Raw genomic sequence first — 21,033 nt, 5'->3', positions numbered from 1 at the left:
CTCGCGGATCAGAAGAAGCGTTCGCGCACATAAATTGTGTCGCCGGGCAGCACCTGATCGGAAATGATAACGCGGCCGGTCAGGCTCTCGCCATTGAATTGCCGCGTGATGTCGACGTCGCCCTGATTGGCGCGCGGCGTAAATCCGCCTGCGGCGGCAATCGCCTTCTGTGCGGTCATGCCGGGGACATAAGAGTATTGCCCGGCAGCGCCGACTTCACCCATGACGAACACCGGCCGGTAGCGGTCGATCTCCACTGCCACATCCGGATCCCGCAGATAACCCTTGCGCAACCTGGCGGCCACGTCCGCTTCGATCTGCTGGATGGTCTTGCCGCGGGCAGGAACGCTTCCGATCAGCGGAACCGAGATATAGCCCGCCTGGTCAACGCTGTAGGTATTGGTGATACCTTCCTGCTCGAAGACGGTCAGGCGAATGCGATCGCCAGCATCCAGCATGTAGGGCTTGTTGATGGCTTCGTTGAACGCTGCCGGAGCGGGCCGGTAACTGGCGCAGCCGCCAAGCGTCATCGACACGACGCTGATGGTCACCAGAAGGATCTGCTTGCTGAACACGTCTTGAACCCTAAGTTGTCTCTCGATTCTGATCTGGATTATCAGTTCATTAGGGTTAATGGCTGGTAAAGTATCGGGAAATTCGGCAGTTTGCGATCGCATACCGGGATCTTTAACCGGCTGGTTACCATGCGTGTTTACCATGACGCCGTTCGTACTGGAGTGAATGAATGCCACGGGCCAATTCTGTCGGTAACGATGTGGACATCGATGTCGGCGCCCTGTTTGCCAGTCTATGGCAAAACAAGGTGCGGATCATTCTTGGCTCACTGGGTCTGGCGCTCCTGGCATTTCTGGTCTTGTCGCTCGTGTCGCCAAAATATCGTGCTGAGACCCGCATCCTGATCGAGACGCGGGAGTCTGTTTTCACCCGCCCTGCAAACCAGCAGCAGGGTGACGAGCGGCCCATCCTCGATCCGGAGGGCATCAAGAGTCAGGTCGAGCTCATCGGATCCTCGGACCTCCTGAAACGGGTGATCACTAAGCTTGATCTTGGCAAGAATGAAGAGCTCGCTGCAGAAACGCAGCCATCTCTCATATCGCAGCTGTTCGGCACCGTCGGGCTTGGCAAGGGCATGGATGCAGCGACGAGGGATGATTATATCCTCCAGGCTTTGCGCGAGCGGCTGCTCGTCTACAGCGTGCAGAACTCCCGCGTTATCGTCATTCAGTTTTCGTCCAAGGATCCAGCTCTATCCGCGGCGGTGCCCAATGCCATCGCCGATGAGTACATCGCCACCCAGCAGGCGTCGAAATCCCAGTCAGATGCCGACGCCACCGATTGGCTGCAGCCCGAGATTGCCGACCTGAGCAAGCGCGTGAAGGATGCAGAGGCAAAAGTTGCCGCCTATCGCAGTTCGTCGGATCTGCTGATCGGGCAGAACAATGCGGTCCTTGCAACACAACAGCTTTCGGAACTGTCGTCAGAATTGTCGCGAGTGCGGGCAAACAAGGCGGCAAGCGAGGCCAAGGCAGAAAGCGTCCGTTCGGCACTGGCCAAGGGCGCTGCAGTGGAAACGCTGCCGGATGTCATAGCGTCTCCCCTGATCCAACGCCTACGTGAACGCCAGGTTCAGCTAAATAACGATATCGCTGATCAATCCGCTGCCTTGCTGAGTGGACATCCGCGCATCCGGGCTCTGCGCTCGCAGCTCGCCGACCTCAACCAGCAGGTCAGGCTTGAGGCGCGCAAGGTTCTCGGCAGTCTGGAAAACGAGGCACAGACCGCACGTCTCCGCGAGGCTGAATTGACGCGCTCTCTCAATCAATTGAAGGCGCAATCATCCAAGGCGGGTGAAGAGGAAGTTGAATTGCGTGCGCTCGAACGCGAGGCAACGGCGCAGCGTCAGTTGCTTGAGTCCTATTTGACCCGCTATCGCGAAGCATCCTCGCGCACCGATCGCGGCTATCTACCCGCTGACGCCCGTATTTTCTCCCGCGCTGACAAGCCGATCGAACCTTACTTCCCGAAGATAATCCCGATGACGATCGCGGCCTTTGTTGCATCGCTCCTCTTGTTGAGCATCGGCACCCTTTTGAGCGCCCTGTTCAGCGGCCGGGCGCTGCGCCCGGCATATACACAAACGCCGCCGGTCGATAAGCTCGATGAAGTGAAAGAGGTGCTGCCCGTCCAGGCGGCGGTTATTCCGGTCGCACCAGAGGTCCCGGAGAAGCAAACGTTCATCGAGGAGCCCGTCCGACCGGAAGAAGCAACGCCCGACATGGATGTTGCCTCAGCTGTGGATGATGACCCAGCTGTTGACGATCAGGTCGAAGCACCGCTCATCCATCCTGACCACTCCGGAATCGCAAATGTTGCCGATCGATTGATGGCGAGCGGAGCGGCCAGGGCCGTCGTGGTCTCGCCGGAAGGCGACGAGGCGTCCGCATTGACAATTCTGCTGGTGCGTGAACTTGCCGACCGCGGCGTACGGGTCATTCTCATCGACATGACTGGCTCCGGTGAAATCGGCCGGTCGATGCTCGACGGCAAGGAGCTCGCCGGAATTACCAACCTCCTCGTATCCGACAAGCACTTCAGTGACGTGATCCATCCCGATCATTATTCGGAAGCCGAAGTCATACCCCTTGGCAATCACGATCCCGTCAAGGCGATGCAATCGGTTGGCCGCCTGCCGATGATCCTCAATGCGCTGCAATCCGCCTATGATCTCGTGGTGATCGACAGTGGGCCGGCGACGGCTACAGAATTGAAACCGCTCCTTGCCGACGGGACAGAACTTGTGCTCGCACTGGTGGACCCCGACGACCGGGATGTCGCTGCAACGGCCAAATCGGTGTTTGAAGCGAGATTGATCGAGCCGGAATTGTTGACACCATTCCGCCCGAACCTTCTGCGGGTGGACAGCGGCAGAATTATTCGCTCCAAGGCCATGGCGGGCGCCTGAGCGTGCGCCCTCAGGCCTTTCCGAACAATCGCGAGCGGACTTTCTTCACGCGGGCCCAGACCACATCATTCTGCTTGACCTTCTGTACCAGGCGTTCTCGTCCGGCCAGATAGCCGGCATACATCCTGCCCTTGGTGGTCAAGCTGATGTTGGTGTCATACGTGGGTATCTCGATATCGCACCAGCTGCGCTTGTACGGCTCGTCGCCAATACCGAAACTATAGATGGAAAGGTCGGTGTTGCAGCTGTCCTGAATATCCTCGAAAAACAGGAACTCGCCGGGGCTGGCGCTCGCTAGCTCATCGTCGGCGATACCGATGAAGTCGATGAAGGTCTGGCCCTTGGCATGGGATTTTCCAAGGACTGCCCGGTATGTGCCAGCCACCTCAAGCGCCTTCAACTGGAATCGCGGCGCTGCCGCGTGTGTTTCAGCCGCAAACAACTGATGAAAGAAGCCCTTGATCCCCGCAGGTTCGTAGGTGTTCTTGATCCCGGCCTTGGCCACGCGATCCGCTTTCCAGACGAAGTAGTTGGACAGCATAGCTTCGGTTTCGGACACAGTGGTCGCCGTGACGATACGATAGCCGCCTGCTTCCTCGAAGCGGCGCGTATGCTGCCGGTGGTTCTTCCTCTTCCGCTTGGCATTGTTGCGGCCAAGCACCGTGTCGAAATTCCGATCCAGCGTAATCGCCAGGCTTACATTGGCGTTTTCCCTGGCTGGAAGCTGGAGGAGGGGGTTCTTTGCACCACCAAGCTCGTCCAGCTGTCGCGACAGCCATACAAGATCAATGTCCGGCCTGACCTTGTGCAAATCATCGAAGAGATTGGCGAGCTCGTTGCGGCCGAACTTCTGGGTGCGCGAGAGTGCCGGGAAATTGCAATTGGCATGCGGACCGCCGGCATAAATAGCGACGCGGACGGGGCCTTTCTTGACGACCTCCAGCGGCAGAATGAATACCGGCTTGTCGACTGCGTAAAGCGCCGCGACAAGACAGTCGGCATTGGCATTCGAGTGCCAGTGAGAGAACCAGTCTGCGGTCTGCGACGGCCCGGATAGGGAATCATCGCCCAGACCATTCCATGCTGCCCCGCCCTCTGGCCCGCTGATGATCTTTGCCTTGAGTGGAGGAAGCGACATCTTCTGGTTCCAGTGTGGGGGGCGGAAATGCGGCGAGGACTCGTTGATCAACCATATATAAACATTTACGTTGCATGACTTGATCAACAAACCTCCGATTATCGTTGAATAATGCAAATTGGTGAAGGAATGGTCCACGCGGCTGACTTGATGCGAAAGGCCGTGATGCGACTGGCTTGGCACAGCGGTTTCGCGTCGCGCACGCGCGACCGCTTCGGTGGCCTGGGCTCGATCATCATGCTGCATCGCGTCCGCCCGGATTGCATTAGCCCGCTCGGTGTAACCCGCTCACTGTCAATCACCCCGCGTTTTCTCGATCAGATCCTTGTCTCTCTGAAGTCCGAAGGCACAGAGCTCGTGTCGATGGATGAAATGATCGAGCGCATGAAATCCGGGTCGCAGGACGGCCGTCGTTTTGCTGCGGTGACGCTTGATGACGGCTACAATGACAATCTCAACCATGCTTACCCGGTCTTCCAGAAGCACAACGTGCCTTTCACGGTCTATGGGGCGCCGGGGCTCATCGAGGGCGCGGCGGTCCTTTGGTGGGAAGTGGTCGAAAAGCTCGTCGCCAAGGCATCCGTCATCAGGATTCCGGGTGGCCCGGAATGGCGCTGCGGCACGCTCTTCCAGAAACGGTCGGCATTCCACACGTTGATGCGCTATTTCTCCTACACGCTAACCGAACTGGAACAACTGCCGGTACTGCGCGAAATGTGCGCTGCCGAAGGCATGATCTGCGGCGTGTCAGCGGATCAGGACGTGATGACCTGGAAGGAATTGCGTCAGATCGCCAGCGATCCGCTGTGCACCATCGGCGCCCATACGGTGCATCACTACAATCTGAAGAAGTTGACCGCGGAAATGGTAGCGCAGGAGATGCGTCTTTCCGCCGATATGCTCGAAGACAATCTCGGCAAACGCCCGGCGCATTTCGCCTATCCCTACGGCTCGGCCAAGGCTGCCGGAAGGCGGGAAGCAGAAATTGCCGCCGAGGAGGGATTTCTCTCTGCCGTAACGACCCGTCACGGTACCATTCACCCAGAGCATCGGGCCAATCTCCACGCGCTGCCACGCATATCGATCAATGGCCGCTTCCAGAAGCTGGTATATGCACAGACCATGATGAGCGGCGCCACCACTCCGATAGCCAATGCCGGCCGGAGGGTTGTGCAAGCCTGAAGAGCTTATTGCGCCTTCTTCTTGGGCGCCTTTTCCATCCAGCTGATGATGAACATGGCCGGGACGACCCAGAGAATGCCGGTGCCAAAGAAATAGAGCAGATGGATCCACGGGCTGGCATTTCCGAGCAAGGCCACGGCAAATATTGTCGCGACGATCGCATAGATGCAGACAAGTGCTACGAGCAGAAATGTTCCGATGAGTTTCTTCAGCCTTACGGGCATCGCGCCATCCATTTATTACCTTTAGTGCCACCCTGTACTCGTTAACGTTTCCAGCGAAAAGCAAAAAAGTCCGGTTTGCGTTATAAACGCGACGGCGTGTCGCGCGGGCTCTCCTTGTCAGACGCTGCCATTTCCTGCACCTATCCCGGACCCACAGGAGTATTCTGCATGGCCGCCCAGACAATTTCCGAAGGCAGCATTGCTTTGGTCCAGAACCGCGAAGCGAGGAACCGTCAGTATATCCGTATCTGGCTCTATCTCGCGCTGATCGTGCTTGCGACCATCGTGATTGTTGGCGGCGCGACGCGCATGACAGGCTCCGGCCTGTCGATTACCGAGTGGAAGCCTATCCATGGCATCATCCCGCCGATCGGCCAGGTTCAGTGGATGGAAGAGTTCGATAAATACCGGCAGATTCCGCAATACGAGAAGCTGAACAAGGGGATGAGCCTGGCGGAATTCAAGCAGATTTTCTGGTGGGAATGGGCGCACCGCTTTCTGGCGCGGGGCGTTGGCTTTCTCGTCGCATTGCCGCTTGCCTTCTTCTGGCTGACCGGCCGTCTTGAGCGCCGCCTGAAGCCGCGCATGGTCGGCATTCTGGCATTAGGCGGTCTGCAGGGCGCAGTCGGCTGGTGGATGGTTGCTTCAGGGCTTGTTGATCGCGTCGATGTCAGTCAATACCGGCTCGCAACGCATCTGACCCTTGCCTGCATCATCTTCGCTGCTGTCATGTATGTGGCGCGTGGTCTCGCCGTTTATTCCGAAGCGCCTGCCAATCGCCAGATTCAGCGTTTTGCCGGCTGGTTCGTGCTTCTGGTCTTCATCCAGATCTATCTTGGCGCGCTCGTCGCCGGCCTTGATGCAGGACTCTCCTACAATACGTGGCCGCTCATGGACGGCGCGGTTATCCCGGGCGATCTTTTCCCCATCCAGCCCATCTGGCACAACTTCTTCGAAAACCCGAAGACTGTGCAATTCGTGCACCGGTTCTTTGCTTATTTTGTATTTGCCGTGGCGATCTGGCAGGCGATAGCGACCATGCGTCAGGCACCGGGCACCACCCACGCGCGGCGTGCCGTGCTTCTCGCTGTTCTGGTTGCGCTGCAGGCAGCGATCGGCATCACCACATTGCTGATGCAGGTACCCATCAGCCTCGGCCTGTTGCATCAGGGCTTCGCGATCCTCATCCTTGGGTTCGCTGTTGCGCACTGGCGTGCCACGAAGGGAGCCTATCCGCTTGAAACAGAAGTTGTCGCCGGCCGCTGATATCGGCTCATCCAGCCGATACCAGAACCCGCTGGATTGCCGCGGCGACGCCAAGACTGCGGTTTGACTCGTCGTAGTTGCCGTCCTCGTCATGCCAGGACGCCGACAGGCACGCATGAGTCATACCAAAGCCCAGAATGGTTCGTATATCGCGGTTGAAAGCTTGCGAGAATGTCTGCGCCATCATCCCGATGCGGCTTTCGCTTTGGCGCAGATCGTCGCGATCGAGCGGGTTATAGAACATATTGGCGGTGTCATACATCGGATCGCCGATCAGCCCCTTGGGATCGATGACCAGCCAGCCGCGTTTGCCATGCAGGATATTCTCGTGATGAATATCACCGTGCAGCAACTGAATATGGCTGTGATCGCTCAGCGGTCTGTCCGCGATGGGCGCGACCTCGACGGACAGGCTGTTCAGCCCTTTGTTGGCGTCTGCCTTGGCTTTTTTGAAAAGACTGGAATATTGTTCGCGCAATGGCACGAATTCGTGCGGGTTTTCTGCGGCCTCGTATGGCTTGGCGATCAGCCGGCTCAATACATCCACGTAGATCGAAGTCGCCGCACCGTCGCCATACTCGTTGAGATGATCGAGCAATGTGCGCTTCCCGCCATATTCGAGGAGCAGGTTGTTGTCCTGTTGCGCCAACAGACGCACGCTACCATTGCCGTCGTGCCAATCGAGATAATGCGCGCCGCGTAATTCTTCCTGCATGCCAATAGGGGTCAGCTGTTTGACCACCGCTTGTTCGCCGTTTTCGAGCCGCACCATGATGATCCGGCTGGTCGGCGTTTCGGTGAATAGCGTGGGCGAGGAGACTTTCCATTCGGGCGGGAAACTCTCCAAAAGCACATCAGCCATGGGGAAACCTTGGAGAACTCAGCCTGATGAGGCAGATGGTGTGATTTTCGAGACCCGGAGCGCAGTGGACATTTTCGTCCATGAGCACCGGAAGCGTAGAAAATTGCATCAGATGTCCATCGGGGTGAAGTTATCGATGGTTTCCCAGCATCAAGTCCAGATTCTGCACGGCCGCCCCCGACGCACCCTTGCCGAGATTGTCTAGCAGGGCGACCAGATTGACCTGGCCTTGGCCCTCGGTGCCGAAGACGTAGAGCTTCATGATATCCGTATCGTGCAGTTCTTCCGGATCGAGCCGCGACAGCATCGCGCTTTCGGCCAAAGTCACGACCTGAACGATATCCTGGCCCTCATAATGGGCGGAGAGTGCCGCGTGGATATCCTGCATCGAAGCGTTGCCGTTAAGATCGTCGGTGAATAGCGGTACCTGCACGATCATGCCCTGCGGGAAGCGCCCGACGCTCGGGCTAAAGATCGGCTTGCGCTCCAAACGGCCATGCGTCTGCAGCTCCGGCACATGCTTGTGTTTGAGCGGCATCGCATAGAGGAAGTGGTTTGCCGCGATATGATCAGGCGCATCCGGATTTTCCATTTGCGCGATCATCTGCTTGCCGCCGCCGGTATAGCCCGAAACCGCATTGACGCTGACCGGATAGTCTCCGGGCAGGATACCGGCATCACGCAAGGGCCGTACCAGCGAGATTGCGCCTGTCGGATAGCAGCCGGGATTGGCGACGAGCCTTGCACCTTCGATCTTCTGCCGCTGGGCGCGATCGAGCTCGGCAAAGCCATAAGCCCAGTCCGGATGCACCCGGTGCGCAGTCGACGTATCGATGATCTTTGTCGAGTTGTGGCCTTCGAGGATCGATACGGCTTCCTTCGAAGCATCGTCGGGCAGGCAGAGGATCGCGACATCCGCCTCCTTCAGGAAATCGGCGCGCATTTCCCTGTTGCGCCGCTCAGCTTCCGGGATCGAAAGAACCTCGAGATCGTCACGGCCCGCCAGCCGCGTGCGGATCTGCAGGCCGGTGGTGCCGTGTTCGCCGTCGATGAAGATTTTAGGTTTCATGAAAATGTCCTTGGGAAGCTTGAAATTCAGATAGTTAGCGCGAGAACCCGATTCAATATCTCAGCTTCGTCGAGCCTTCTTTTCTGCAAGAATACCAAGGTAATACATCGCGATTGTGGCACCTGCGATCGCTGTCACATCGGCGTGGTCATAGGCGGGCGCAACTTCAACCACGTCCGCGCCGACAATGTTCAATTTCGTCAGATGCCGCAGCACGGAGAGGATCTTTGCCGAAGACGGCCCGCCTGCGACCGGCGTCCCCGTACCCGGCGCGAAGGCTGGATCGAGACAATCGATGTCGAAGGTGAGATACACCTTTTTGCCCGCAGTCCGGGCAATGATCTGTTTCGCAATGTCCGCTGCGGACATTTCCTCGACCTCGTAGCCATAGACGATCTTCAACCCGCAATCGTCGGGAGCATGGGTGCGAATGCCGACCTGGATCGAATGAGCAGGATCGATGACCCCATCGTGCGCTGCCCGGCCGACAAAGGAGCCATGATCGATGCGCTTACCGTCATCATACCAGGTATCCTGATGTGCATCGAACTGCACCAGCGCCACCGGACCATGCTTTGCCGCATGCGCCTTCAAAATCGGCCAGGTGACGAAATGGTCGCCGCCGAGCGACAGGAGGAACGCACCGGCCTTGATGATCTTTGCAGCTTCCCGTTCAATCGTCGCCGGGGTCTTCTGGTGATTGCCATAATCAAGCAGGCAGTCGCCATAATCCACCACCGCCAGGTCGGCAAACAGGTCGCGCTGGAACGGATATTGCGGGTCATTGTCGAAAATCGCCGATGCCCGCCGTATCGCCTGCGGACCGAACCGTGCGCCCGGCCGATTAGACACGGCAGCATCGAACGGAATACCCCAGACCACGGCTTCGGCACCGTTCAGGTTCTTCGTATAGCGCCTGCGCATGAAGGAGAGGGCGCCCGCATGGGTCGGATCGGTGGCGGCGCTGGTCAAATTGCGCGCTGTAAAGGCATGGTCGATGGACTTCGATGGCATCTGCTGCTCCCGTTCCTGCAATCCGATATGCGTTTTGCTCATTCGCGTGTCTCAGCGCAACAAAAAAGCGGACCCGAAGGCCCGCTTTCTGTTCTTGTTCAATTGAAACGCTGATACTAGCGCTTCGAGAACTGGAAGGAACGACGGGCCTTAGCCTTGCCGTACTTCTTGCGTTCGACAACGCGGCTGTCGCGTGTCAGGAAGCCGCCCTTCTTCAGAACGCCGCGCAGGGCTGGTTCGAAGTAGGTGAGGGCCTTGGAGATACCGTGACGAACGGCACCAGCCTGACCGGACAGACCACCACCGGCAACGGTAGCGATGATGTCGTACTGGCCGGCGCGGTTGGCAGCAACGATCGGCTGCTGCAGGATCATCTGCAGAACCGGACGAGCGAAATACTTGCCGTATTCCTTTTCGTTGATGACGATCTTGCCGGAACCTGGCTTGATCCAGACGCGGGCAACTGCATCCTTGCGCTTGCCGGTTGCGTAGGCACGGCCCTTGGCGTCCAGCTTCTGGACGTGGACAGGTGCAGCAGCCTGTGTGCTTGCGGCAACGGTGCCGAGATCTGCGAGCGAGTTGAGCTCAGCCATTCTTATGCGCTCCTTTTGTTCTTGGCATTCAGCGCGCCGACGTCGAGGACTTCGGGGGACTGAGCTTCATGCGGATGGTTGGAACCGGCATATACGCGCAGGTTCTTCATCTGGCGACGGCCGAGCGGACCACGGGGAACCATGCGCTCAACAGCCTTTTCAACGACGCGTTCCGGGAAACGGCCTTCGAGCAGCTGACGGGCAGTGCGTTCCTTGATGCCGCCGGGATGGCCGGTGTGCCAGTAGTAAACCTTGTCGGTAAGTTTCTTACCGGTGAATGCAACCTTGTCGGCATTGATGATGATGACATTGTCGCCATCGTCGACGTGCGGGGTAAAGGTTGCTTTGTGCTTGCCGCGCAGGATGTTGGCGACGATCGAAGCGAGGCGACCGACGACGAGACCTTCGGCGTCAATCAGGATCCACTTTTTCGTCACGTCTGCCGGCTTCTGAGAGAAGGTAGCCATTGTGTTCGTCCTTGAGATCATCCTTCACAAAGGAAGGCTTTTCTTGTTGCTTGGGTTATGCAGATCAATGAAAATTGCATAACAATGAAAAGCGGCGGGAATTCCCACCGCAGTCGAGGATTTCAATAAAGACGCATCCCGGTCACGTCAAGTGATGATTTTCGGACAATATTACAAATAATCCAGCAAATACAATGGATTGCGAAAAAGGTATTATATTACCACAATAATTCGGTCGTGTTTTCGTGAATCGCACGAGCAAATGTAGGGACTAGCAGAGGTCTGACTCGTTTGCAGGGTGGCGAGAAAGCTGACTCAAGCCTCATTTTCCACAAGCTAAGCCGAATCCTACCTTCGACGAACATGATTCCTTACGAACACGACGGTCTTTTGATTCCCCTTCAGCACTCCATTGCCGCCTCGAGGATCCCATCCGCGTCTTTGTCAATTCTTGGTTAATCAAAATCTAAAACCGGTTCAGCGGGTGTTTCACGAGACAGGGGCAGCTCCCGCGAGGTGCGGAGCAGGTTCGCAATACTCAATCAGCAATTCGGTGAGGACCCGTATTTTCCGTGCGGGATGCTGACCTGGCGGGCGGATGACATATGCACCTGCCGGGGGTGGTGGATAACGCGTCATGACCGGCACAAGCGCGCCGGACGCTATATATTCATGGGTAAGGCAATCGGGCAGGTAACCGATCCCGAGTCCTGCTGCCGCGGCGGCAACTAGAGCTGTGCCGTTGTCAGCCTTAAAGCGCCCCTGGGGACGAACCGTGATGATCTTGTCGCCATCCGTGAGTTGCCAGGCTTCGGTGCCCTGCATGAGGGCCTCATGAGCGACGAGCTCCTCCGGCGTTTCGGGCGACCCATGCGCCTTGATATAGTCCGGGCTCGCGACGAGCTTCCCGTAGATCGGACCGACGCGTCTTGCGATCAGGTTGGAGTCCTGAAGATAGCCTACCCGTATCGCACAATCGTAACCCTCTGTGATGAGATCGACGAAGCGATCACTGTAGCAGGTGTGGATTTGGAGCTGGGGATGGCGTCGCGCCATTTCCGCGAGGATGGGAGCGAAGTAGGTCTGTCCGAAAGAAAGCGGCACAGCAACTCGCAATCGGCCACGAAGGTCACCAGCGGGTAGGATCGTTTCCTTGGCCACGTCGATCTCGGCGCAGACTCTTGCTGCATAGTCTCGGAACGTGGCCCCGGCTTCTGTGAGAGCAGCCCCGCGGGTCGTTCGTGCAAGAAGCTGGACGCCAAGTTCCGCTTCAAGCCGGAAGAGCCGACGACTGACGATCGACTTGGAGACGCCGAGCCGGAGCGCAGCGGGAGAGACGCCGCCTGCATCAGCAACTTCTACGAATGTCTGCAACTCTTCAATATCCAATTCAGCGTTCCCCATTTCGCGACACAGCTTGCCACAAATGGACACTACCGTATCGCGCTTGGGAACGGCAATGTCCCTTTTAGGCAGCGTCGCCGCTGGTGCGCATGTCTTCCCGCAAACCAACCTCACTTACAACGGCAACATAGGATGTAATAATGACGTTTCGTAACGGCCTTGATTCTCTTCTACGTCCCGAAGACTCGGTACTCGTTCTGATCGACCACCAGCCTTACCAACTCGCAAACCTGAACAGCCACGATCCGCAGGCGGTGGTCAACAATTCGACCGCCCTGGCGAAGGCCGCCAAGGCCTTCGGTGTTCCCACCATCCTGACGAGCGTAATCGCCGATCGGGGCGGTCTCCTCTTTCCGCAAATCACCGATGTGTTCCCCGGCCAGGAGGTGATCGACCGGACGTTCATCAACACCTGGGAGGATCAGAAGGTGGTGGACGCGGTCAAGGCGACGGGCCGCAAGCAGCTGATCATCGCGGGCCTGTGGACCGAAATATGCGTCGCGATGCCGGTGATCCAGGCGCTCGGCGAAGGCTGGGATGTGACGGTCATCACCGACGCCTCGGGAGGGACTTCGGTCGAGGCCCACGAGGTCGCCATCCAGCGCATGATCGCGGCTGGCGCGAACATGATGACCTGGCTGGCGTTGGCGTCGGAATGGCAGCGCGACTGGGCCCGGACCGAGCACGCCGCAGAGTTGACGGACGTGCTCAAGCAGCATGCCGCTGGTAGCGGCATCGCGTTCCTGTGGGAGCAGCAGCTGCTCAACACTCCGGTGCCTAGCAACGCAGGATGATCTGAGCGGGGGTGCCGAGGTTTTCGATCGACGCGGTGCGAAAAAGCGGATTGCTTCTCGAAGCTCGCCACCCCCTCTCAGCTGTCGAGCAATTCGAGGTTGAGCGTGCGAATCCGTTGGTGATCCGCGATCGCCTCGATTCCGGTGATTTGCCCGCCAGCGATCGTCAGGTTCAATACGACGCGCAACTGACCATCGATTGCCACAGCGAGCCCCATGGCTCCATCGATGAGCGCCGGTTGGGCGGCTTGGGCGCGGCCTGAGAAAGCGCCGGCAACAGCCGCGGCACCGCGAATTTCCGCCGATGCACCCATGGTGACAGCCGTTGGATCGGCCCGGAACACGACGTCCGGATCGAGGACCGCAAGCAAAGCTTCGAAGTTGCCGCCACGCGAGGCGGCGAGAAAGGCATCGACAATGTGGCGCTGGCGGGTCCGGTTCGTTTCCGCGACCGCATTTGCTCCCTGCACGCGCCGGCGGGCGCGGCTTGCCAACTGCCGCGTCGCGATTGGCGATCGTCCCACAATCGGGGCTATCTCGTCGAACGGCAGATCGAACATGTCATGCAGGACGAAGGCGATGCGTTCGGCTGGCGCGAGGGTCTCAAGGACGACGAGTAGTGCCAGGCCAACCTCGTCAGCCAACAGCTTTTCGTGCTCGGGGCTCTGGTCCAGACTGGCAACTGGCTCGGGTCCTTGAACATCCAGCGGATCCTCGCGCCGCGACTTGCGCGATCGCAACATGTCCAGGCACACGCGCGAAACGACCGTTGTCAGCCAGCCGCTCAGGTTTTCCACCTCGCTCGTGTCTGCGCGGCTGAGCCGGAGCCACGCCTCCTGGACCGCATCTTCCGCCTCGTTGGACGAGCCGAGCATGCGGTAGGCAACGCGCTGGAGGTGGCTCCTGCTAGCCCAGAATTTTTCGGCCAAGAATTTTTTTTCGTCCATCGTTCACATTCCTTCGCCGCGTTCCGTCAATGCAATGACGAACGAAACCGAGCCGGTGTGACATCGGCTTGGTCCGCGGCGTCAAATTCGAAAGCATCCCGATTCAGCCATGCAGGCTGAGTCCCCAAAAGGAGACTAATTATGCAAGCAAGAATGGGCAACCCGGCGATCATCCTCCCAGAAGCATTGCGAGCCCTGCACGCGTTGGGCGCAGTTACCGAAAAGAGCATTCCAGTAAGAACCCGCGAACTCTGCCACCTGCGCGCCAGCCAGATCAATGGCTGCAGCGTCTGTGTCGACATGCATCCCAAGCTTGCCAGGAAGGCAGGCGAGACAGACCAGCGTCTCTTCGCCATTGGCGCCTGGCGGGATGCGCCATTCTTCACGGAAGCCGAACGGGCTGCGCTGGCGCTCACCGAGGCGGTCACCCGTCTCAGCGACCGTGCAGATCCCGTTCCGGATGACGTCTGGCAGGAAGCAACCCGCCATTACGACGAGCAGGAGCTCGCTGCCCTGATCCTGTCGATTGCGTTGATCAATGTCTGGAACCGCCTCAACGTTACCGTCAAGCAGGTGGCCGGCGCCGACTGGAGCTGAGGCGGCGGAACGTCGGCTCCTCCGCGGCGTCAGAATAATCTGGTGCGGCATCAGCCGGTCTGCTGGTCAGATTATTCTCTCCGTGCATACTGTTCCTACGCCGGGTATGGGTGATCGATCTCCGGCGTTGGAAGGTGGGCAGATGAGCGCGTTTCCTGAAATCTATCTGGTTCGGCATGGCGAAACTGAATGGAGCGCATCCGGCAAGCATACCGGCCGAACCGACATACCGCTCACCGCCGCCGGGGAGGAGGCAGCCCGCAAACTGGCTGGCCGCCTTGATGGGATCGCCTATTCGGCGGTCTGGTCCAGTCCTTCCCAACGGGCGGCGAATACGGCCGTCCTGGCAGGCTTTGGCCCGGCCACCGAGAAGAAAGCCGAATTGGCGGAATGGGATTACGGCGCCTATGAAGGGATCACCACCAAGCAGATCCTGGCCGAACGTCCGGTATGGCAGCTTTTCAGGGACGGTTGTCCGAACGGCGAGGCGGCATTGGATGTCGGCCTGAGAGCAGACATCATCATCGGCCAGCTCCGCAGTGCCAATAATACAGTTCTGATCTTCTCCAGCTCCCATTTCCTGAGGGTTCTGGCGGCACGCTGGCTTGGTTCGCCGGCGGAGCATGGGGCGCATTTCGTGCTCGATACGGCGAGCATAAGCGTCCTCGGCTACGAGCATGATCTGACTGAGCCGGTTATCCGCAGATGGAACCAGAAATAGCCGCCGCAATGGTATCCGCGAAAGACCTGCTGTAAGCTGTCGGTCTGAATCGCACCCCAGGATTGAGGGTATGGAGCGTCGGCTTGCAGCCGTTCTGATCGCTGATGTCGTCGGTTACAGCCGCTTGAGCCAAATCGACGAGGAGGGAACGCGCGCCCGTTTTCAGGCCGACTTGTCGGGCATCGTTGAGCCGAGCATCGTCGACCATCACGGCCGGCTGGTCAAAACCATGGGCGACGGCCTGCTGGTCGAGTTCCATAGTGTGGTCGATGCACTGCGCTGCGCAGTACACGTGCAGCGCCAGAAGGCGAGACAGACTGCTGCTGCGCCAACTCAAGAAAAGTTCGACTTCCGCATCGGCATCAATCTGGGCGATATCATTGTCGAGGGTGAGGACATCCACGGCGATGGCGTCAACATCGCGGACCGGATACAGGCGTTGGCCGCGCCGGGAGGTATCGCCATTTCCGGCTCGGCCTACGATCAGGTGAAATCGAAGCTTCAACTTGGTTATGTCTCGCTCGGCGAGCAGAAGGTCAAGAGCATTGCGGAACCGATCCGGGTCTATCGTGTCCTGCTCGATCCGTCGGCAGCCGGTACAACGACGGGCGTTCCAGGTAATCTGCGCCGCTGGCGCATCCCGGCAGTTGCCGCAGCGGTTGCGCTCCTGTTGGCGGGTGCCGCTCTCTGGTGGCAGCCTTGGACCTTGCTGTGGCCCACGCCGGTCGAGCGGTTTGCCTATCCGCTGCCGGACAAGCCTTCCGTCGCCGTGCTTCCCTTCATCAATGTAACCGGCAACACGGAGCAGGACCACCTTGCCGAAGGGCTGACGGACGATCTCATCACCGAGCTTTCCAAGGTGTCCGGGCTGTTTGTGATCGCACGTCATTCCGTTTTCGCAATTCGGGATAGCTCCGGTAAAATTCAGGACGTGGCTGCCGAACTCGGCGTCCATTACGTCCTGGAGGGCACGCTGCAGCGGGCGGATACGCGGCTTCGGATTAACGTCAAGTTGATCGATGCGGTCACGGGGCTCTCGCTTTGGGCAGAGCGTTATGATCGCGAGTATACCGACCTTTTTGCGGTTCAGGATGACGTCATCGGCAAGATCATTTCCGCTCTGGAAGTGAAGTTGAGCGAAGGCGAACGCGACCAGCTGGCGCGAATACCCACCGACAACCTCGAAGCCTACGACTACTATATGCGTGCGGAGCAGGAAGGCTTCCTCTATAGCGATGTCGATACCTACAGGCGGACCCTGGCCTATTACCAGAAGGCAATCGATATCGATCCGAATTTTGCCAATGCGCATGCGGGGATTGCGCGCGTGGCCGTCGACGTCTGGCGCAACGACTACAATTTCCTCTGGTCCGCCGCTGTGGCACGAAAAATCGCCTATGACGCGGCGGGTCAGGCCTTGAAGCTGGACCCCAACAATGCCCGGGCGCACACGGTACTCGCCCTGCTGCAGCTGGTCGACGGCCGCGAGGTCGAGGCGAGGGAATCTGCCAGCCGGGCAGTCGCCGAGCAGCCGAACGATGCGGAAGCCGTCGGCAACCTGGCGCTGATCCTGGCCCAGACCGGCAGCCGTGGCCAGGCGGTTACTGAAATGGATAAGGCATTGCGGCTGGATCCGACGCCGCCGCCAAGCTTTCAGCTTCAGGCCGGCATTGTTTTCTACACCGCGCGCGAGAACGAGCGGGCAATACCACTGATGCTGGCGGCGCGTGACGCCCTGCCCAAGGCCGAACCCGCACGGGAATATTTGACGGCCGCGTATGTCAATCAGGGCGATCAGACGCGCGCAACGCAGGAAAAGGCAAAATTGATCGAGCTGTTTCCTGACGCCAACCTGACCTACTACAGCTATCTCTACGATTACTGGCGCGACGAAGATCTCCAATACCATCTGGCTGGTCTAAAGGCGGCGGGCATCCCGCAATGGCCCTTCGGCTTTGAAGGAAAAGACGCAGACCTGCTCGGTGAGGCGGAGCTGCGCAATCTGGTCAACAACATGACATGGAAAGGCCAGCACAAGAACGGCTCCGTGTTCATCCAATATTTCGACAAGGCCGGAAACACCGCCTATCGCAGCGCCAACACCAGTATCACCGGCAATGCCGAGATTCGGGGCAACGAGCTTTGTGAGCGATTTGGCGGTTATTTCCTTGATCGGATGGTGTGTGGCCGAGTCTACCGCAATACAGGTGAAGAACAGCGCGACCGGCAATTTGTCCACGTCACGCCGTTAGCGGTCATGTTCTTTTCACCCGGATGATCCCAACGCTTCAGACGTCAATTGGCCGGGGCCTGCCAATCCTTTCCGATTTTCTCGGATACGAGAGTCTGTTGAACTTCGGACCAGTGCTTCTTGGAATCGGTAAGTTTCGTCGGGTTCTTCTCAAAGCCGTCCGCAGCCCCCGGATCGTAGCTTATGTAGAGTTTGCCATCGATAATCCGCCATGCCTTGGGGTCTACATTGGTGGTGACCGTACCGAGAGACACGCCATCGGCGCAGTAGCCGCCGTATTGTGGCGCATATTTCGCCGGTTCCGCCTTGAACAGCTCTCGGTTTTCCGCGCTGGCAAAGTGCCATGTCGCGCCCAGCCAATGATACGAGTACTTCGCGCTTCCTTCCACGGCCTGGTTTTGGGTGAAGTAGGCCACGGGGTCATAGCCCTTGATTGCCACGTCGCCGAAATAGCCGGTATTGACCATTTCTTCGGCGATAGCAGGCTGAACGAACGAGACAAGGAATGCAGTGGCGCCTATGGCTGCTGCGATCCGCAGGCCGCGTTTCACTTTATGATCAGACATTCTATTCCTCCGTTTTCCAGGCACGCTGTGATTGCAACCGGCGCTCATTTTCGCTTGGTGCATTCGGTGAAGAGCCATTGGCCGACAAGATCGGCTGGCTGGCAAACCGCGCCCGCTTTCATCAGCAAGCTTGCTGCATCCCAATGCTCGCGCCATCCGGCTTGAGTCAGCGGCGAATAGCCGTTCCTTTCCTTTGCTTCGATGTCCGCTTTGTTGACCAAAAGATATGCGACCACGTCTGCATGGCCTTCTTCGGCAGCCGCGTGCAGCGGTGCCATCTTGTAGAAGTTATTGGTATCATTGACCGCCGCGCCGTTTTCGACGAGCAGCTTGACGATCTCGAGGCTTCCGCCATAGGCGGCTGCGTGCAGAGCAGTCAGTCCGCCCTTGTTGCGGATCTCGATATCGGTGCCGCGCTCAAGGAGAACAGCGACAACGCTGGTATGCCCCGCCAGGGACGCAACAAGCAATGCGGGTTCACCGGAGCTATCGGGCTCAGCCACGTTAGCGCCTTGATCCAGCAACTGTTTAACGCGTTCGACATCTCCGTTCTTCGCCGCGTCATGCAAAGGACCGGCCGATACGACCGAAATCCCGAGCATGATGCCGACAATGAATGTGAAAAAAAACTTCACTGCACATCCTCCGCTCTATCTCGGTTTCTCTTGAGCGGAACACAGGAAAGCTAACACAGACGCGAGGCGCGAACAAGAAAAGGTGCGCCTTGGCCCGGATCGGGTTCGCACTTCGACGCGGCTAAGGGTTCTTGCGCACCTGCCATGCGAGTTGCGTCAGCGCCGCGCCGACGCTGATCAACTGGATCCCGAGCAACAGCCCCACGAGCCAGAGTGCAGTCACCGGAAGGCTTGCCCAAAGTATGAGAGAAAGCAGAATCCCGACCAGTCCGCTCGCCAGCAGCCAGCCCCAATTGGGAAACGGCCGGATAGTCAGGGAGAAGACGACTTTTGAAATGCCTTCGATCATGAAGAAGACGATCAGGAGCAGGGTGACCGTCAGCAGACCTTGCGCCGGATCGCGCAGGAAGAGGAAGCCAATGAGCAGGGCGAGGATAACGGAAACGAGCTGGAGCCAGAAGTGAGGCACATGCCGGGCGCCCAGGAGGCTGATACCCTGCGCAAGGCCGCTGATAATCAGCAGCCAGCCCAGGAGAATGATGACTGCCACCGACGACAGAAAAGGATAAATGATCGCCAGGATCCCCGCCACCACGAGTATGATCCCTTGGATTAGGTACCACAACGAGTACTTCTTGACCGTTTCCCGCATCGCCTGGCGGAAGACTTCCGCGGCAGTATCCAACGACATAGCCATGAGACTTCTCCACTTGCTTACCGTTGAAGCAACCATGATTACTTGCACCCAAAACGTGCAAGTACGTAACGGTAACAACCACTCACGAGAAGCAATGCCAGCCCTACCTCGTCGTGTTTTTGCAAGACAGGGCTGCTACGTTGCGTGCTATTCTCTTGGTAACCTTGATAGAAGTGCGGGGCGACGACGCTGTCCTGTGTCGTTGGAGGTAAGCGATGGACGGAAAATCAAAGCCCACATGCCACATCGTAAAACCGCATCACACTTATGCCGGCAAACAGGGGCTCGACTATTTCGAGGGCATCGCCGCAGAGACGGTTGGTTCGACGGGCATCTGCATGCACATCCTGACAATTCCACCCGGTATGCGTGCCAAGGCGCATCTGCATGAGGCGCACGAGACGGCGATCTACATGCTGTCTGGCGAGGCACATACTTGGTACGGCGAACGGCTTCAGGAGCATGTCGTGGTGCATGCCGGCGAGCTTTTCTATATTCCGGCCGGCGTTCCGCATCTGCCGGCCAATCTCAGCAACACCCCGTGCACCGCCATTATCGCCCGCACCGACCCGAACGAACAGGAGAGCGTTGTGCTGCTGCCTGAATTGGATGGTTTGGTACCGGGTTAGGATCAGGACCCTAACCCTCTGGCAGACAAAATTTTTTGGCTGCCCGATTGATTGGCGTCAGCGACCCTCCACATTATAACAATCTAGGCTGTATAATGGCTGCTGGAGAGTCGGTTTCACGCGAGATGGGCTCGGTTTACAGCAGGGATAGGAGCGGCAAGATGGGCACCATCGTCGAGAAGCTGACTGGGCCAGGTGAGGTGGCACCTTTCGCAACGGCAGCACAGCGTCGTCAACCCCTTGCATTTTCTGTATTGGCCGCTCTTCTGGCAATGCTCGCGGTTACTTCGGTTCGCCCCGCGGCGGCAGCGGATTGCGGCAGTTCTCCTGCAGCCGGCCTTGACTGGCGCGACTGCAGCAAGCGGAGCATTGTCATTCCCGGCAGTGATCTCCAGGGCGCAGACCTCTTCAGCACTGATTTTACCATGACCGATCTTAGCGGTTCCAATCTGACAGCCGCAAATCTCGAGAAAGCAACCTTGATGCGGGCATCGCTTGCCGGGGCAAAGGCTGAAAAAGCCAACTTCGCCAGAATTGAGGCTTATCGGGCGAATTTTGCGGGCATGTCTGCCGAAGGCGCATCCTTCACCGCTGCCGAACTGCAGCGCGCCGATTTCACCGGAGCCAGGCTCACGGGTGGCAATTTCGAGAAAGCCGAACTCGGGCGCGCCAATTTCGACAAGGCTGTATTGACCGGGGCCACTTTCTCGCTGGCCAATCTTTCGCGCGCCGACCTCAGCACCGCTACCTTTGAAGGCCCGATCGTGCTTGACCGCGCCTTCATGTTCTTGACTAGAATTGAGGGGTTGGACCTGTCGGCTGCACAAGGGCTGGAACAGGAGCAGGTTGATCTCGCCTGTGGAAATGCGCAGACGAAATTACCGGCGGGATTGTCTGCCCCGGACGGCTGGCCTTGTGCGTCCGATTGATCGTCGCCGGACACATTCAAGGCAAAGCAGCCGCACATTCAATCTCTGCGTGGCGAAATCGCGCT

22 protein-coding genes are annotated in these 21,033 nt (G+C 58.4%); 9 read left to right on the top strand and 13 right to left on the bottom strand.

Annotated features, from left to right (window positions below):
• Nucleotides 1-8 precede the first annotated feature (8 nt).
• A complete protein-coding gene (locus tag CU102_RS16910; protein ID WP_245425377.1) occupies nucleotides 9-530 on the bottom strand; it encodes a polysaccharide biosynthesis/export family protein in 522 nt (173 codons plus the stop codon).
• 215 nt (nucleotides 531-745) lie between these two features.
• On the opposite strand from CU102_RS16910, the gene CU102_RS16905 reads away from it, so the two are divergent.
• Nucleotides 746-2,983, top strand: coding sequence for a GumC family protein (locus tag CU102_RS16905; RefSeq protein ID WP_106712261.1), 2,238 nt, complete (start codon nucleotides 746-748; stop codon nucleotides 2,981-2,983).
• Nucleotides 2,984-2,993: 10 nt separating this feature from the next.
• Here CU102_RS16905 and CU102_RS16900 read toward each other — a convergent pair whose 3' ends face one another.
• Nucleotides 2,994-4,121 carry a GNAT family N-acetyltransferase gene (locus tag CU102_RS16900; protein WP_166648477.1) on the bottom strand — a complete coding sequence of 376 codons (1,128 nt, stop codon included), beginning with the start codon at nucleotides 4,119-4,121 and terminating at the stop codon, nucleotides 2,994-2,996.
• A 129-nt stretch (nucleotides 4,122-4,250) separates the two neighbouring features.
• Between CU102_RS16900 and CU102_RS16895 the strand changes: the two genes are divergently transcribed.
• A complete protein-coding gene (locus tag CU102_RS16895; protein ID WP_166648476.1) occupies nucleotides 4,251-5,303 on the top strand; it encodes a polysaccharide deacetylase family protein in 1,053 nt (350 codons plus the stop codon).
• Nucleotides 5,304-5,308: 5 nt separating this feature from the next.
• Here the strand turns inward: CU102_RS16895 and CU102_RS16890 are convergent, their stop codons facing one another.
• A complete protein-coding gene (locus CU102_RS16890) occupies nucleotides 5,309-5,527 on the bottom strand; it encodes a DUF2842 domain-containing protein (RefSeq protein WP_106712259.1) in 219 nt (72 codons plus the stop codon).
• A 168-nt stretch (nucleotides 5,528-5,695) separates the two neighbouring features.
• Between CU102_RS16890 and CU102_RS16885 the strand changes: the two genes are divergently transcribed.
• A complete protein-coding gene (locus tag CU102_RS16885; RefSeq protein ID WP_106712258.1) occupies nucleotides 5,696-6,793 on the top strand; it encodes a COX15/CtaA family protein in 1,098 nt (365 codons plus the stop codon).
• Nucleotides 6,794-6,800: 7 nt separating this feature from the next.
• Here the strand turns inward: CU102_RS16885 and CU102_RS16880 are convergent, their stop codons facing one another.
• The 6 genes from CU102_RS16880 to CU102_RS16855 form a co-directional block, all read right to left on the bottom strand.
• Entirely contained in the window at nucleotides 6,801-7,655 is an 855-nt protein-coding gene (locus CU102_RS16880; protein WP_106712257.1) for an aminoglycoside phosphotransferase family protein, read from the bottom strand.
• A gap of 130 nt (nucleotides 7,656-7,785) precedes the next feature.
• Nucleotides 7,786-8,724: an N-acetyl-gamma-glutamyl-phosphate reductase gene (gene argC / locus CU102_RS16875; protein ID WP_106712256.1), complete on the bottom strand. Its 939-nt coding sequence runs from the start codon at nucleotides 8,722-8,724 to the stop codon at nucleotides 7,786-7,788.
• A 60-nt stretch (nucleotides 8,725-8,784) separates the two neighbouring features.
• A complete protein-coding gene (gene speB, locus CU102_RS16870) occupies nucleotides 8,785-9,738 on the bottom strand; it encodes an agmatinase (protein WP_106712300.1) in 954 nt (317 codons plus the stop codon).
• A 116-nt stretch (nucleotides 9,739-9,854) separates the two neighbouring features.
• The gene (gene rpsI / locus CU102_RS16865) at nucleotides 9,855-10,331 is read right to left on the bottom strand and encodes a 30S ribosomal protein S9 (protein WP_106712255.1); all 477 of its coding nucleotides are present in this window, start codon (nucleotides 10,329-10,331) and stop codon (nucleotides 9,855-9,857) included.
• 2 nt (nucleotides 10,332-10,333) lie between these two features.
• Nucleotides 10,334-10,798 carry a 50S ribosomal protein L13 gene (rplM, locus tag CU102_RS16860; protein WP_106712254.1) on the bottom strand — a complete coding sequence of 155 codons (465 nt, stop codon included), beginning with the start codon at nucleotides 10,796-10,798 and terminating at the stop codon, nucleotides 10,334-10,336.
• Between the two features lie 489 nt (nucleotides 10,799-11,287).
• Nucleotides 11,288-12,187: a LysR family transcriptional regulator gene (locus CU102_RS16855; RefSeq protein ID WP_166648475.1), complete on the bottom strand. Its 900-nt coding sequence runs from the start codon at nucleotides 12,185-12,187 to the stop codon at nucleotides 11,288-11,290.
• Nucleotides 12,188-12,342: 155 nt separating this feature from the next.
• Here CU102_RS16855 and CU102_RS16850 point away from each other — a divergent pair, with 155 nt between their 5' ends.
• Nucleotides 12,343-12,996: a hydrolase gene (locus CU102_RS16850; RefSeq protein ID WP_106712252.1), complete on the top strand. Its 654-nt coding sequence runs from the start codon at nucleotides 12,343-12,345 to the stop codon at nucleotides 12,994-12,996.
• 77 nt (nucleotides 12,997-13,073) lie between these two features.
• Here CU102_RS16850 and CU102_RS16845 read toward each other — a convergent pair whose 3' ends face one another.
• A complete protein-coding gene (locus CU102_RS16845) occupies nucleotides 13,074-13,943 on the bottom strand; it encodes a sigma-70 family RNA polymerase sigma factor (protein ID WP_106712251.1) in 870 nt (289 codons plus the stop codon).
• Between the two features lie 141 nt (nucleotides 13,944-14,084).
• Here CU102_RS16845 and CU102_RS16840 point away from each other — a divergent pair, with 141 nt between their 5' ends.
• From CU102_RS16840 to CU102_RS16830, 3 genes are all read left to right on the top strand, one after another.
• Complete coding sequence (locus CU102_RS16840) at nucleotides 14,085-14,540, top strand: carboxymuconolactone decarboxylase family protein (protein ID WP_106712250.1); 456 nt, start codon at nucleotides 14,085-14,087, stop codon at nucleotides 14,538-14,540.
• A gap of 142 nt (nucleotides 14,541-14,682) precedes the next feature.
• On the top strand, nucleotides 14,683-15,261 hold the full coding sequence (locus CU102_RS16835; protein WP_106712249.1) for a histidine phosphatase family protein: 579 nt from the start codon (nucleotides 14,683-14,685) through the stop codon (nucleotides 15,259-15,261).
• Between the two features lie 70 nt (nucleotides 15,262-15,331).
• Nucleotides 15,332-17,539 carry an adenylate/guanylate cyclase domain-containing protein gene (locus CU102_RS16830; RefSeq protein WP_106712248.1) on the top strand — a complete coding sequence of 736 codons (2,208 nt, stop codon included), beginning with the start codon at nucleotides 15,332-15,334 and terminating at the stop codon, nucleotides 17,537-17,539.
• A 17-nt stretch (nucleotides 17,540-17,556) separates the two neighbouring features.
• On the opposite strand, the gene CU102_RS16825 is transcribed toward CU102_RS16830, so the two are convergent.
• From CU102_RS16825 to CU102_RS16815, 3 genes are all read right to left on the bottom strand, one after another.
• Complete coding sequence (locus CU102_RS16825) at nucleotides 17,557-18,078, bottom strand: YHS domain-containing (seleno)protein (RefSeq protein ID WP_106712247.1); 522 nt, start codon at nucleotides 18,076-18,078, stop codon at nucleotides 17,557-17,559.
• Nucleotides 18,079-18,122: 44 nt separating this feature from the next.
• On the bottom strand, nucleotides 18,123-18,680 hold the full coding sequence (locus CU102_RS16820; RefSeq protein ID WP_106712299.1) for an ankyrin repeat domain-containing protein: 558 nt from the start codon (nucleotides 18,678-18,680) through the stop codon (nucleotides 18,123-18,125).
• Nucleotides 18,681-18,834: 154 nt separating this feature from the next.
• Complete coding sequence (locus CU102_RS16815; protein WP_106712246.1) at nucleotides 18,835-19,410, bottom strand: HdeD family acid-resistance protein; 576 nt, start codon at nucleotides 19,408-19,410, stop codon at nucleotides 18,835-18,837.
• A gap of 215 nt (nucleotides 19,411-19,625) precedes the next feature.
• On the opposite strand from CU102_RS16815, the gene CU102_RS16810 reads away from it, so the two are divergent.
• Both CU102_RS16810 and CU102_RS16805 read left to right on the top strand, forming a co-directional pair.
• A complete protein-coding gene (locus CU102_RS16810; RefSeq protein WP_106712245.1) occupies nucleotides 19,626-20,039 on the top strand; it encodes a cupin domain-containing protein in 414 nt (137 codons plus the stop codon).
• Nucleotides 20,040-20,311: 272 nt separating this feature from the next.
• Nucleotides 20,312-20,968 carry a pentapeptide repeat-containing protein gene (locus CU102_RS16805; RefSeq protein ID WP_106712298.1) on the top strand — a complete coding sequence of 219 codons (657 nt, stop codon included), beginning with the start codon at nucleotides 20,312-20,314 and terminating at the stop codon, nucleotides 20,966-20,968.
• The last annotated feature ends 65 nt before the right edge of the window (nucleotides 20,969-21,033 follow it).

Origin of the sequence: Phyllobacterium brassicacearum, assembly GCF_003010955.1 — a bacterium.
Lineage (GTDB): Bacteria > Pseudomonadota > Alphaproteobacteria > Rhizobiales > Rhizobiaceae > Phyllobacterium > Phyllobacterium brassicacearum.
The sequence above is the reverse complement of the archived record's forward strand: the minus strand, read 5'-3'. Positions and strand labels throughout refer to the sequence as shown.